At 43.6% G+C, this 13143-nt stretch carries 17 protein-coding genes; 10 read left to right on the top strand and 7 right to left on the bottom strand.

What is annotated here, in order from left to right; genetic code table 11:
- Position 1: 1 nt before the first annotated feature.
- From E7588_00665 to E7588_00645, 5 genes are all read left to right on the top strand, one after another.
- On the top strand, positions 2 to 481 hold the full coding sequence (locus tag E7588_00665; GenBank protein MBE6687770.1) for an Lrp/AsnC family transcriptional regulator: 480 nt from the start codon (positions 2 to 4) through the stop codon (positions 479 to 481).
- A gap of 83 nt (positions 482 to 564) precedes the next feature.
- On the top strand, positions 565 to 1644 hold the full coding sequence (locus E7588_00660) for an aminotransferase class I/II-fold pyridoxal phosphate-dependent enzyme (GenBank protein ID MBE6687769.1): 1080 nt from the start codon (positions 565 to 567) through the stop codon (positions 1642 to 1644).
- Positions 1645 to 1876: 232 nt separating this feature from the next.
- Entirely contained in the window at positions 1877 to 2188 is a 312-nt protein-coding gene (gene rplU / locus E7588_00655; protein MBE6687768.1) for a 50S ribosomal protein L21, read from the top strand.
- Positions 2188 to 2520, top strand: coding sequence for a ribosomal-processing cysteine protease Prp (locus E7588_00650; GenBank protein ID MBE6687767.1), 333 nt, complete (start codon positions 2188 to 2190; stop codon positions 2518 to 2520). Before rplU ends, E7588_00650 begins: the two co-directional genes overlap by 1 nt.
- Positions 2521 to 2543: 23 nt before the next feature.
- Positions 2544 to 2825 (top strand): 50S ribosomal protein L27, encoded by a 282-nt coding sequence (locus E7588_00645; GenBank protein ID MBE6687766.1) that lies wholly within the window; start codon positions 2544 to 2546, stop codon positions 2823 to 2825.
- A gap of 88 nt (positions 2826 to 2913) precedes the next feature.
- Here E7588_00645 and E7588_00640 read toward each other — a convergent pair whose 3' ends face one another.
- From E7588_00640 to E7588_00610, 7 genes are all read right to left on the bottom strand, one after another.
- The gene (locus tag E7588_00640) at positions 2914 to 4587 is read right to left on the bottom strand and encodes a ribonuclease J (protein ID MBE6687765.1); all 1674 of its coding nucleotides are present in this window, start codon (positions 4585 to 4587) and stop codon (positions 2914 to 2916) included.
- Between the two features lie 163 nt (positions 4588 to 4750).
- Positions 4751 to 5053, bottom strand: a complete 303-nt coding sequence (locus E7588_00635; GenBank protein MBE6687764.1) for a hypothetical protein — start codon at positions 5051 to 5053, stop codon at positions 4751 to 4753.
- Between the two features lie 84 nt (positions 5054 to 5137).
- On the bottom strand, positions 5138 to 5947 hold the full coding sequence (locus E7588_00630; GenBank protein MBE6687763.1) for a protein jag: 810 nt from the start codon (positions 5945 to 5947) through the stop codon (positions 5138 to 5140).
- Between the two features lie 18 nt (positions 5948 to 5965).
- Positions 5966 to 7069, bottom strand: coding sequence for a YidC/Oxa1 family membrane protein insertase (locus E7588_00625; protein MBE6687762.1), 1104 nt, complete (start codon positions 7067 to 7069; stop codon positions 5966 to 5968).
- 26 nt (positions 7070 to 7095) lie between these two features.
- Entirely contained in the window at positions 7096 to 7305 is a 210-nt protein-coding gene (gene yidD, locus E7588_00620) for a membrane protein insertion efficiency factor YidD (GenBank protein ID MBE6687761.1), read from the bottom strand.
- Positions 7302 to 7658 carry a ribonuclease P protein component gene (gene rnpA / locus E7588_00615; GenBank protein MBE6687760.1) on the bottom strand — a complete coding sequence of 119 codons (357 nt, stop codon included), beginning with the start codon at positions 7656 to 7658 and terminating at the stop codon, positions 7302 to 7304. The genes yidD and rnpA overlap by 4 nt, the downstream gene beginning before the upstream one ends.
- A 51-nt stretch (positions 7659 to 7709) precedes the next feature.
- On the bottom strand, positions 7710 to 7844 hold the full coding sequence (locus E7588_00610; protein ID MBE6687759.1) for a 50S ribosomal protein L34: 135 nt from the start codon (positions 7842 to 7844) through the stop codon (positions 7710 to 7712).
- A gap of 301 nt (positions 7845 to 8145) precedes the next feature.
- On the opposite strand from E7588_00610, the gene E7588_00605 reads away from it, so the two are divergent.
- From E7588_00605 to E7588_00585, 5 genes are all read left to right on the top strand, one after another.
- A complete protein-coding gene (locus E7588_00605; GenBank protein MBE6687758.1) occupies positions 8146 to 9255 on the top strand; it encodes an S-layer homology domain-containing protein in 1110 nt (369 codons plus the stop codon).
- 19 nt (positions 9256 to 9274) lie between these two features.
- Complete coding sequence (locus E7588_00600; protein ID MBE6687757.1) at positions 9275 to 9991, top strand: hypothetical protein; 717 nt, start codon at positions 9275 to 9277, stop codon at positions 9989 to 9991.
- 20 nt (positions 9992 to 10011) lie between these two features.
- The gene (locus tag E7588_00595; GenBank protein ID MBE6687756.1) at positions 10012 to 10278 is read left to right on the top strand and encodes a PqqD family protein; all 267 of its coding nucleotides are present in this window, start codon (positions 10012 to 10014) and stop codon (positions 10276 to 10278) included.
- A gap of 44 nt (positions 10279 to 10322) precedes the next feature.
- Positions 10323 to 10742, top strand: a complete 420-nt coding sequence (locus tag E7588_00590) for a hypothetical protein (GenBank protein MBE6687755.1) — start codon at positions 10323 to 10325, stop codon at positions 10740 to 10742.
- Between the two features lie 95 nt (positions 10743 to 10837).
- Positions 10838 to 13135 carry an ABC transporter ATP-binding protein gene (locus tag E7588_00585; GenBank protein ID MBE6687754.1) on the top strand — a complete coding sequence of 766 codons (2298 nt, stop codon included), beginning with the start codon at positions 10838 to 10840 and terminating at the stop codon, positions 13133 to 13135.
- The last annotated feature ends 8 nt before the right edge of the window (positions 13136 to 13143 follow it).

The following is a 13143-nucleotide window of genomic DNA, read 5'->3' as shown; positions in this document are numbered from 1 at the left end:
AATGAAAAATTCACTTTTACAATATTTGGAAAACGACAGCCGTCTTACATACGAGCAACTTGCCCTCATGCTCGACAAGGATGAGAGTGACATTAAAGCTGCAATAGAGCAGTATGAAAAGGAAAAAGTTATCGTAGGCTACAAAACCCTTATCGACTGGGACAAGACAGAACGCGAATATGTTACTGCCATGATTGAGCTTAAAATCATTCCTCAGAAAGACCATGGCTTTGACGGTATTGCAAAAAAAATATGCAATTTCCCCGAAGTACGCAGTCTTTTTCTGATGAGCGGAAGCTATGACCTTTCGGTTCTTATAGAAGGCAAAACAATGCGCGAGGTGGCTCTTTTTGTTGCGGAAAAGCTTGCCCCGCTGGATCAGGTTCAATCCACTGCAACACACTTTGTGCTTAAAAAATACAAGGACAAAGGCGAAATTTACGATGTTCTCGAAAAAGACGAGAGGAGAAATCTTAATTGATTAACTACGACAAAATAATCGCGCAACGTGTACGCGATACCAAGCCCTCGGGAATACGAAAGTTTTTTGACATTCTCGAAAGCATGGATGACGTTATTTCTCTCACCGTCGGTCAGCCGGACTTTATAACTCCCTGGCACATACGCGAAGCAGGTATAACAGCGCTTGAAAACGGAAAGACATATTACACCTCCAACAAGGGCCTTACCGAATTGAGAGTTGAAATTTCAAAATATCTCGACCGCAGATTCAATCTGGAGTACGATCCGCAAAGTGAGCTCATTGTTACCGTGGGCGGCAGTGAAGCAATTGACATTGCGATACGCGCAGTCGTAAACCCCGGCGACGAAGTTATTATCGTAGAGCCTGCTTTTGTATGTTACTCCCCCATCGCCGCAATGGCAGGTGCTACACCGGTCGTTATAAACACGCGCGAAGAGAATAAATTCAAACTGACAGCAGAAGAGCTGAAGTCCGCCATCACCGATAAAACAAAGCTCCTCGTTCTTCCTTTCCCCAACAATCCAACAGGTGCTATTCTTGAAAAAGATGAACTGGAAAAAATAGCAGATGTTTTGCGCGGAACTGATATTATCGTGCTTTCGGACGAAATATACGCCGAGCTTACATATGGCAAAAAGCATGTTTCGTTCGCCTCTTTGCCCGACATGAAAGAACGCACCATTCTGGTAAGTGGTTTTTCAAAAGCATATGCCATGACCGGTTGGAGAATGGGGTATCTTGCGGCTCCCGAAGCGCTCGTCAGTCAGATGTTCAAAATACATCAGTATGCTATAATGTGTGCTCCTACCACAAGTCAGTTTGCCGCCACAGAGGCACTGAAAAACGGAGATGACGATATAGAATACATGCGTGGCGAATACAACGGACGCAGAAAAATACTTCTCAAGGGTCTGAAAAACATCGGCATAGATTGCTTCGAGCCCGAGGGTGCTTTCTATGCATTCCCCAACATTTCAAAATTCGGTCTTTCCAGTGAAGAATTCTGCGAAAAGCTTTTATATCAGCACAAGGTAGGTATAGTCCCCGGCACGGCTTTCGGTGCTTGCGGAGAAGGATTCGCCCGCATTTCGTATGCATACAGCCTTGAGCATATTCAGAAAGCGCTTACAAAAATCAAAGAGTTCATTGATACCCTTTGATTTACCATTACATTATAACACTTTTGTTAAATTTGTAAATAGTTAATTTTCATTTTTTGCACTTTTATCCGGGATTATCACTTGTGCACAAAAAATTTACAATTTTATTGTGCACAACTCTTGACAAGAAATTCATTATATTGTATAATGATATGACCGCATATTGCAGGTTCATAAAATTCTTCGGAATGCCTGCCGTAGCGAGACGTATTAAGAAAGCGAGGTGCATACCATGTTTGCTATTATCTTAACAGGCGGTAAACAGTACAAGGTTCAGGAAGGCGACGTTATCTTTGTTGAAAAGTTGGACGTTGAAGCTGAACAGACAGTTACTTTCGACAAAGTTCTTGCTTACTCCGATGATGCAGGCTTTGTTGCCGGTACCCCCACCGTTGCAGGCGCAAGCGTAACCGCTAGTGTCGTTAAAAACGGCAAGGGCAAGAAGATTCACGTTCTCAAGTACAAAGCTAAGAAGAACGAGAAGAAGAAGATCGGTCACAGACAGCCTTACACTAAGGTTCAGATCACCAAGATCGCGAAATAATGATCAAAGCGTTTTTTTACCGGAATCAAGACTTTGATGTTACGGGCTTTTCGATTTCGGGCCACGCAGGTTTTGATGACTACGGAAAGGATATTGTTTGTGCCGCGGTAAGCGCCATGACGTCTCTTGTAGTTAACACTCTGGAAGAGATTTTTCATTGCGGCGGTGCAATTGAAGCTGAAGAAAGCGGAGAGTTATCCTATTCTCTGCCCCAATCACAATTTAGTGACAAATCGGCTTACGGCGTGCTTAATGGTTTCTTGCTTCAGCTTGAAGACTATGCCGCACAGTATCCGAAAAACATAAAGATAAGCCTCAAGGACACAAAGTAATCTATCGGAAAGGAAGAAATACTATGTTAAGAATAAGCTTACAGTTCTTTGCTCATAAGAAGGGTGTTGGTTCTACTAAGAACGGCCGTGACAGTGAGTCTAAGCGCCTTGGCGTTAAGAAAGCTGACGGACAGGCTTGCATCGCAGGCAACATTCTTGTTAGACAGAGAGGTACACACATCCATCCCGGCGTTAATGTCGGAAAGGGTTCTGACGATACTCTGTTCGCACTTGTTGCAGGCACTGTTAAATTTGAACAGATGCCCGGCAAAAAGACCCGCGTATCCGTTTACGCGGCTGAATAATCGCCAACCGAAAAAGGTCACAGAAATCTGTGACCTTTTTTATCAAAAAAGATAACGTGCTCGAAAATACTTCGAGCACGTTTTTTACTTATTCCATTATTATGGGAAGTATCATGGGTTTGCGCTTGGTTTTGGAATAAATATACTTTGTAAGGTCATCCTTAACCTTGGATTTGATGGCATTTGCATCACTGATATTTTCATCTATGCAATAGTAAATTGCCTCTTTGGCTATATTTTTAAGCTCCTCCATCAACTCTTCGGACTCTCTGACATATACAAATCCGCGTGAAACTATATCGGGTCCGGAGAACAGATATCCGCCGACAAGGTCGATGGTGGCCACTACCACTATAAGACCGTCGCAAGCAAGATGGCGCCTGTCGCGCAGAACAACATTACCGACATCACCCACGCCGTAACCATCTACAAGAACCTTACCCGCGGGGACATTGCCGTTGAAGCGTGCGGATTCTTCGCCGAATTCCATCACTTTGCCAACCTCCGGGATAAGTATATTCTCATGCGGTACGCCCATATATTCTGCCAGAGATGCACATTTTGTCACATGCTTGTATTCGCCGTGCAACGGAACAAAATATTTTGGTTTGGTAAGAGCAATGATTGTTTTAATCTCCTCCTGGCAGGCATGACCGGAAACATGTACCTCGGCAAGTCGGTCATACACCACTTCGACCTCTTTTTTCAAAAGCTCATTTATGATTTTGGAAACAAGCTTTTCGTTACCCGGAATAGGCGTTGCGGAAATAACCACAAGATCATCCATACCAAGGTGAACCTTATCATGCGTAGAATTCGCCATGCGGTACAAAGCACTCATAGGCTCGCCCTGGCTTCCGGTGGTTATAAGGGTGAGCTGGTCAGGACGATATTTTTTTATCTCATCTATATCAACTATCATCCCCTCAGGCACATGCATATACCCAAGCTTAATTGCCGCTGTAACGATATTTATCATACTTCGTCCGATAATTGCCACCTTGCGTCCATACTTTTCGGAAGCGTCAATTATCTGCTGTACACGGTGAACGTTGGAAGAAAAACTCGCTATAACAACACGTTTGGTTGTACCGTGGAAAATGTTATCAAAGGAATGTCCGACAGTACGTTCGGAGGGGGTATACCCCGGTCTCTCAGCGTTGGTGGAGTCAGAAAACAGCGCAAGTACGCCTTTGTTTCCCAGTTCTCCGAAGCGAGTGAGATTTATCATTTCACCATCTATTGGGGTAAGATCGATTTTAAAATCGCCGGTAAAAATCACAACGCCGACGGGAGTGGTTATGGAAAACGCCACGCTGTCTGCAATAGAGTGGTTTACTCTTATAAATTCAACAGAGAAGCAACCAATGTCCACAGTGTCCCCTGCGGCGCATTTTACAGTCCGGGTGACCTTATCAAGTTTAAATTCAATAAGCTTATTAGCCAATATTTCAAGCGTAAGACTTGTACCGTATATCGGGACGTTAAGAGTTTTAAGAATATACGGAAGGGCGCCTATATGGTCTTCATGACCATGAGTGAGAAAAATGCCTCTTACCTTTTCGATATTCTTTTCAAGATACGTAACATCCGGAATTACAAGGTCGATACCAAGCATGTTATCATCCGGAAAGCCAAAGCCGCAGTCGATAACAATTATATCATCCTCATATTCAACAGCGGTTATATTGCAACCGATTTCTCCCAGTCCGCCGAGCGGAATAACCTTTAGCATGGATTTGTTCTTTTTCTTTTTTGCCATAAAATTCCTTTCTTAAATTATTACACAACAACAAAGCCGTAACTGTATATACGGCATGTTATGGTATATGATTTTAATATGTAAGCACCGGACAGCCCGCCGATGCAATTTCATTCGTTTTCAGTGGTATTAAAATATATGCACCAAGTGCAATATAAATTACTCAAAAAAGGACAAGTCTGCACAAAGTTATGATAAGGCAAGAGGTCGCCATTCCCATTATATATACTGCTATGGGAGAAAACTTCAAGCTCGCTTTTCTTCTGACCTGCTGTGTCTGGGTGCAATACTTGTTCAATATATTGTCCGATATTATACGATTGGCCTCGTCAATCATTTTAGTTTCACTTGACGCGCTCTGCTTCTGTTCGTTGAAGCGTTCTTTGACAATGAAATACGCTTCATCAAAATAGTTTCCCTCGGGATTTTTAATAACAATGACTCGCTTTGTACACCCTTTAATCATGGCAACACACTCCCAAAATCATTTGAAAGTAGTATTGCCATGACACAGATGTATTATTCAGACTGTATTACCTTAAAAAGTAAATTAAGGGTTAAAGGTCTCGCCCTGATCGGCATCCGCCAGATTGAGTTCATCAATGCTCTTTGCCTTCACAACGGGCTCGCGCTTAACCGGCGGAAGAGTAATTTCGGGAAGAACAACCTTCTTCTTGGGAGCGGCAGGCTTTGCACTGCTATGATTGGGCTTATTTTCGCCTGCGGGTCTCTGCTTCTTTTCGGGAGAAACAACAATTCTGCGGTCGCTGTCATTTCCCACCGAGAAAGTGGTTACACCTTCCATATCCTGAATTTCGGAATGGATGATACGGCGTTCGTAAGAATTCATAGGCTCAAGTGAAACATTTCTGCCGGACTTGATTGCCTTCTGCGCCATGCGGCGTGCAAGTGCGCGCAAAGTTTCCTCACGCTTGGAACGGTAATTCTCTAAATCAACGGTAACTCTGACAAGCTTATCCGTGGTACGGTTTGCCGCAAGGTTGGCAAGATACTGAAGTGCATCAAGTACATCCCCGTGGCGTCCTATTGCAACGCCCAGTTCCCCGCCTGACACGGAAATCTTTATGTCGTCTGCAATTTCGTCATCCAGAGTAAGGTTATAACCTTCGACGCCCATATCATCAAGTACGGTACGTACAAAAGCTTCTGCTGCCTCCGCCGGTCCGAGCGTGTAATAAACTCTGACCTTTGCGTCCTGCGCACCAATACCGAGTATGCCTTTTTTAGGCTGTTCCAGTATTTCATTTTCAACTTTTTCAATATCAACGCCAAGCTGTTCGGCGCCGTTTTTCACAGCTTCTTCAATCGTTTTGGCTGTGACAATGATTTCTCTTATCAACTTATGCCTCCGAAAAAATTAATTATTATCTTCTTTTTTGTTATTATCCTCTTTAAGCGGTGCGGGAGCCAGTATCTCTTTGGTTTTATCATCCGACTTTTCAGTTTCGGTTGACTTAGGCTCGGGCTTTTTGGGAGATGAAACGGGTACCTGAGGTACATCGTCATCGTCATATACCAAAGAACGGCGTTTTGATACAGATGCCGCTTTGGCATTATGTTTCTGTGCTGCCTTAAGTTCGCGCTCGGCAGCTTTCATTTCTTCTTCAGTTATAACGGGTATCGGGTACACCTTAGCAAGTATATACTGCTGTACGATTGCAAGAATATTCTGGAAAGACCAGTACAAGCCAAGCGCCGAAGGAAGCATAAATGAGAACCACACAGACATGAGAGGCATAAAAATATTCATACCGCGCATCTGCTTTGCCGCTTCGGGGTTGGGCTGGTATGACAGTTTCTGAATAACAAACTGCTGAACATAACCTGTAATGAGTACCAGCACGGGAATAAGTATGATAGGTGTAAGAAGCGTTGTCCACTGAGGCGTGTCGGCAAGGTTTATTATGCCGAACATACTCATATCAGGAGCTTCAATAGCGAATTCGCCGAATGCTTCGGCATTTTTCTGCATTGCGCTCACTACACTGATTTCATCAATGTTCTTTGCTTCAAGCGCTCTGCCGCCGTTAGCGGACATAATGCCTGCCGTGATTTCCTTTAATTTGAAAATAACATCAGAAGAAATTCTGGAAATGTAAGTAAGCGGGCTTCTGACAACACTATACAGAGCAAAAATGATAGGCATCTGTATAAGAAGCGGGAGACAACCGCCTGCGGGATTATAGCCTTCTTTCTGATAGAAATCCATAATCTCCTGCTGCATTCTCTGTTGAGTAGCCTGGTCGGTACGGCCGGCATATTTATTTCTTATCGCCTGTTCTTTAGGGCGAAGCTTTGCTTGCTTGATTGAATTTTTCTGCTGTTTAATACCAAAGGGAAACAGAATGATTTTTACTACAAGTGCGAAAATAAACAGTGCTATGGCATAACTTCCCGTAAGGTTGTAGCACCATTTAATGAGATAACCGAAGGGTAGACATATATATCCCCAAATATCCATCAGATTCACTCCATATTAATTTTAGTTCAAGGCACGGGGTCATACCCGCCCTTTGAAAACGGATTACAACGTAAAAGGCGCCAAATTGTCAGGCAAAGCCCCTTCAATGCGCCGTGTTTTCTGAAAGCTTCCAAAGCATACTGTGAGCACGTAGGCGTAAAACGGCAACAAGGCGGAAAAAGCGGCGAAATAAACCTGCGGTAAAGCAAAATCGGAAAAATAAAGATATACTTCATTGTTTTTCGTTAAGCTTAATCAAAGCATTTTTTATATCACGTCGCACATGTTGCATTTTTGTTTTCTTTCCAAGGCAACGTGTGCGTGCTACGAAAACAAACAGGTACTGATTGACAAAAAGCTCAGGTTCGGACAGTAAAAGCGTTCTGTATGCCTCGCGTATCAGACGCTTTGCACGATTGCGCTCCACCGCCCCGCCGAGCTTTCTGTTAACGGTAATTCCTATTTTGGTTTTGGTGCCGCTTTTACATTTAAGGGCGTAAAGTGCAATATTTTTGCCCACAATGCTTACGCCCCTATTGTAAACGCGCGAAAACAAACCGTTTTGTTTGATTGTGTAAATTTTACCCATAATGCCCCATTAAAGGAAAAACCCCCGAGAAGGAGGTTTGTTGACCCTGAATTAGTAAGTGAGTCTTGCTCTTCCTTTTGCTTTACGTCTCTTGAGGACTTTTCTTCCGTTAGCAGTCTTCATTCTCTTGCGGAAGCCATGCTCCATTTTTCTCTGACGCTTTTTGGGCTGATATGTTCTCTTCATTGCCATTGCATAATCCCTCCTTACAATCAAATGCATTTTCAGACAACATACATTATACAACACTTATATGCGTTTTGTCAATAGTTTCACAAAAAATTAATATTTTGAATAAAAGTTTATTTTTTTAAAACCGTCTGCGGGGATAGTTTTCCTCAATTTGTGTTTTTTTGGGCAGATTTACAAAATGTTTTAATTTTTTGCGGCATTTATTTCTCCCGAAAGATTGACATAACGGTTTAAATATGTTAAAATATAAGATATTAATGTACTCAATACCGATTTATACTTATGGAGGATACCAATGAAATTCATTTCAAAAATTGCAGTTTTGCTTTTGATTACCGTGTTTTGTTCTTTCGGAACATATGTATTTGCAGAGGAAACCGCTGCTCAGGCACCTCAAGAATGGGTAGACGAATATGTTGAAAAATTCCCCAATTCAGAAGTTGCAATAAAGCTTCGCTATCCCGACATGCCGAACGACTGGTCCACCGATGCTTTGGTTAAAGCTGTTCAGAACGGTCTTCTCAACGGTTCGGATGGCCATATACTTCCCAATGATCCCCTCACCCGTGCACAGCTTGCCACCATACTTGTGCGCGCTTTCGGTGCCACCGTATCTGCAGATTTACTTGGCTTTACAGATATTTCTACCGATGCATGGTATTATGACTACATGGCAAAATCCGTTGCTATGGGTATTTTCCGCGGTGACGGAAGCGGTAAAATCCGTCCGGACGATTCAATAACCCGTCAGGAAGCTTTCACAGTTATTTCCAGAGCTTTCGACATTACAGGTGCTGATGCTTCCGTTCTTGCCGGTTTTCCCGACGGCAGCCTTGTTGCCGATTGGGCAAGTGACGCTACCGCTTCTCTTATTTCCAATGGATACGTAAACGGCTCCGACGGTTACATAAACCCGGACAATTCCATCACCCGCGCGGAATTTGCCCAAATAATGAAGAATCTTGTTGGTGCTTACATCACCGAGCCCGGAACTTATACAGAACTTCCCGAAGGAAGTATCGTTATCCGTGTACCGGGCGTAGTTCTTGACGGAATAACGCTCACCGGCAACCTTTACATCGGTGAGGGTGTCGGGGACTCAATCACACTTTCCAACGTTTCTTCAGATCACCGTGTGGTCATAAGAGGCGGCAAAAGTGCCGTTCTGACCGGAAACTACAATGTTGTTTCTGTTGTCGGAAAGGGGCTTACGGTAAATATTTCCGGCGCGAATGTAAAATCCCATTCTTCTTCCGAGGATTCTGTTATCATTTCCTCTCCCGGAGCTGCAACTCCCGGATGGGGAAATATAGACAACACCGGAGAAAAGGAAAACAATAGCGCTTCCAACCCTGTCCTCCCGGAAGACAAGGACGGCGATGGTTGGATAGACGGATGGTACTAATACGGAAGGCACGAAGCAAATGCAGGGACGTTATAACATTGCGGGTCTGATTACCGAAATTGATTTTATCAGCGAAACGCTTGCAAAGCAATCAGCCGCCTATGCTTACAGCGGAGGCAGACCCACCGATATATACATAAAAGTGCCGGATCAGGTTATGGACTACCACCTTGAACGCAATCCGCACCTAACACGAGGAGAATTGGACTACATTCTCACGGGTTTTGATTTTTCGCGTCAGGTTATTAATTACAACGCCTTTGTAATGCATTCATCATGTGTTATGTACGATAATGAGGCGTTCCTCTTCTCTGCTGACTGCGGTACGGGAAAATCAACACACGCATCCTTTTGGCAAAAGAATTTTGGTGAGGATAATGCACTTATATTGAATGATGACAAGCCTTTGATAATCAAAAAGAACGGTGTTTTTCATGCAGCAGGCACTCCGTGGAGCGGAAAAAGCGATAAAAATCTGAATTTTTCAGCACCCATTGCAGGCATCGCACTTCTTGAACGCGCGGTGCAGAACAGTGTTGTAAAAATTTCTGCCATCGAGGCATTCAAGGAGCTTTTCAGGCAGACTTTCCGCCCCAACAATGCGGAAGATATCGATAAAGTTCTCGCCATATTCAATGATTTCCTTGCGAGCACCGGGCTGTTCAGACTACATTGCAACATGTCCTGCGAGGCTGCGCAAACCGCGTATGAAGCGATGAGAACAAAAAGATCTTAAAAGAAAGTGTGGTTAAAGCTATGAAAATAAAAGAAGGTTACCTTTTAAGAGAAGTTGCCGGTAATTTCGTTGTCATCCCCCTCGGAAATGATACCGTGGATTTCAGCGGTATGATTACTCTCAGCGAAACAGGCGCATTGCTTTGGAAAAAGCTTGAAGAGGGTGCCGACGAGGCTCAGCTTATAAAAGCAATGCTGGATGAATACGATGTTGATGAAAAAACTGCGGCTGAAGACATACGGGCATTTGTAAAAAAGCTTTCCGATGCCGGCTTGATTTCCGAATGAAAAAAGATATTGCGCTGGTGCAGGCTATGCCCCTGATAGAAGAAATGCTGGCCGTAAACAGTGAGGTCGCATTCACTCCGGGCGGTAACAGTATGTTGCCTCTTCTTCGGAACCAGAAGGACAAAATTGTGCTCAGAAAGCCCGAGGGGAAACTCAGAAAGTATGATGTTCCCCTTTACAAGCGCAGTAACGGTGCTTTTGTTCTTCATAGGGTTGTCGGAATAAAATCCGACGGTTATGTTATGTGCGGGGACAATCAGACAATCAAAGAGTATTCCGTGAAAGACGACTGCATCATTGCTGTTATGTCCTCCTTTTACCGAGACGGAAAACATATATACTGTGACAGCTTCTTATACAAATTGTACAGCAGGATATGGGTCCTGTCGATGCCCGTAAGAAAACTTTACAGACGCACGAGGTCTCTTTTGGGCAGAATAAGGAGAAAACTCTTTGGAAAGTAAAACGTACATAATCACTGTAAATCACAAACCCTTACGCCGCCATTTTATGGCAGTGTAGGGGTTTTATGCCTTAACTTTGAAATTGTGAGGTTTAAATGACTGAACTGGACAAAATCCCTCAAAAAGTCCTGGAGCTTTTTGAGCAAAAAGGAATAACAAAAGACAGCATACTTGTATGTATGATGAGCGACCTTGATGACAACTGTTTTTTTTATGATAACTGGGTAGTGCTCACAAAAGACGAGGTGTGCTGTCTCACGGTTACGCGTTCGCTTCGCGAAAAAGAGAACATTACGTTTCTGACAAAATTTCTGTTTTTCGGAAAAAAACTGGAAGCAGTGTACCACGAATATGCCTTCAAGCATTTTGATTTAAAAGACATCAGAAACGCAAAAGTAGAAGAACTGATTTCATCTTGCCGCCTTGTAGCGGATTACGGTGAAAATACGGCAGTATTATTCAATGCTACTTTTTCCAAAAAGCATGATGCATTCACCTTTGCGAAATGTCTTAATAACCTTGTAAAAGACGGTAATATCGGTGAGATTCAGGATCATCCCCACCATGAAACATGTTGTCCCAAGTGCGGCTCACGTTACCCCGAGCCGGAACGCAAAATATGCCCAAGATGTATGGAAAAGGGCAAGCTTGTAGCGCGTCTCCTGCCATTTTTCAAGCGTTATAAATTCTATCTTTTTCTGCTGTTTTCCGGAATTATCCTCACAACACTTCTGGGAATAATAATGCCTTACATCAGCGGTAAGGTCATGTATGATGATGTTTTGAAGCCGGGAGGCTCGCTTTACGGCAGAATCGGGCTTCTGCTTGCCGCACTGATAGGTTCGAATGTAATTTCCTCTCTTCTTACAATCATTAACGGCGTAATACATTCCAAAATTGCCGCACGTGTCACGTATGACCTTAAAAAAGAAATTTTTAATTCTATCGGTCGTCTTTCGCTGGGCTTTTTCACAGGACGTCAAACAGGCGGATTGATGACCCGCATAAACAACGATTCCAATACACTTTACTGGTTCTTCTGTGACGGATTCCCGTACTTTGTGACCAACATATTCCAGTTTATCGGAATAGCTGTTCTCATGTTCTGCATGAGTCCGCTTCTGACGCTTCTTACTTTTGTGCCGGTTCCGGTTTTTGTTATTCTGTACAGCATAATTTTAAAATTCTTCCGCAAGCTTCACGCCAAGAGCTATTCCAAAAGCCGTTCCTTTAATGCAATTATAGCCGACGTTCTTACGGGCATGAGAATAGTTAAGGTGTTTGCGCGCGAAAAAGCCGAGATACAACGTTTTGACAAGCGCAACAGAGATAATTCAAATGCAAAAACGGAGTTGAATATATCTCAGAACTCGGTGTTCCCCCTGGTATACTACATCATGGGTATCGGTTCTTACATAGTGTGGGCATACGGCGGATATCTGGTTATATCAGGTAAACTTCACTACGGCGAACTTATGACCTACACAATGTACATGGGTATGATATATGGTCCTCTTGATTTTCTGACGGAGGTTACCGATTGGTGGGCCAACTGTCTGAATGCAATATCACGCATGTTTGAAATAATCGACGCCGAGCCGGATGTTCGAGAAGCCGATAACACCGTAGATATGCCCGATATAAAGGGAGACGTGGTGTTTAAGGATGTATGCTTCTCTTACGTCAAAAACCGCAAAACCATCGACAACGTTTCATTTGAAGTGAATGCGGGTGAAACGCTGGGAATCGTAGGAAAAACAGGTGCAGGAAAATCAACCCTCGCCAACCTGCTCACACGACTTTATGATACCGAAAGCGGAGAAATACTCATAGATGGCGTAAATGTCAGAGATATGAGTTTTGAGCAGCTGCACAAAAACATAGCGATAGTTTCACAGGAAACTTATTTCTTCCGCGGCTCCATTCTTGAAAACATACGTTACGCCAAACCGGATGCCACATATGAAGAAGTGCTTGCCGCCTCCAAAACCGCCGGGGCTCACTCTTTTATAATTAAATACCCCGATGGATACAACACACCCATAGGCTGGGGAAACCGAGAACTTTCAGGCGGTGAAAAGCAGAGAGTATCCATAGCGCGTGCAATACTGAAAAACCCGAAAATACTTATACTTGACGAAGCGACCGCCGCCATGGATACCGAAACGGAGCGTATGATACAGTCAGCCATAACCCATATAACCAAAAACTGTACCACAATCATCATAGCGCACCGTCTTTCCACCTTACGCGATGCCACAAAGCTTATAGTCATTGACAACGGCAAGATGACCGAGAGCGGTACACACAAGGAGCTGCTTGAAAAACAGGGAGATTATCACCGCTTATATCAGATGCAGCTGGAAGCACTGAAAACCATCGGTATTGAATGAGGAGTAAC

Source organism: Oscillospiraceae bacterium, assembly GCA_015065085.1.
Taxonomy (GTDB): domain Bacteria; phylum Bacillota; class Clostridia; order Oscillospirales; family SIG627; genus SIG627.
This window is presented reverse-complemented; position numbering and strand designations above follow the sequence as displayed.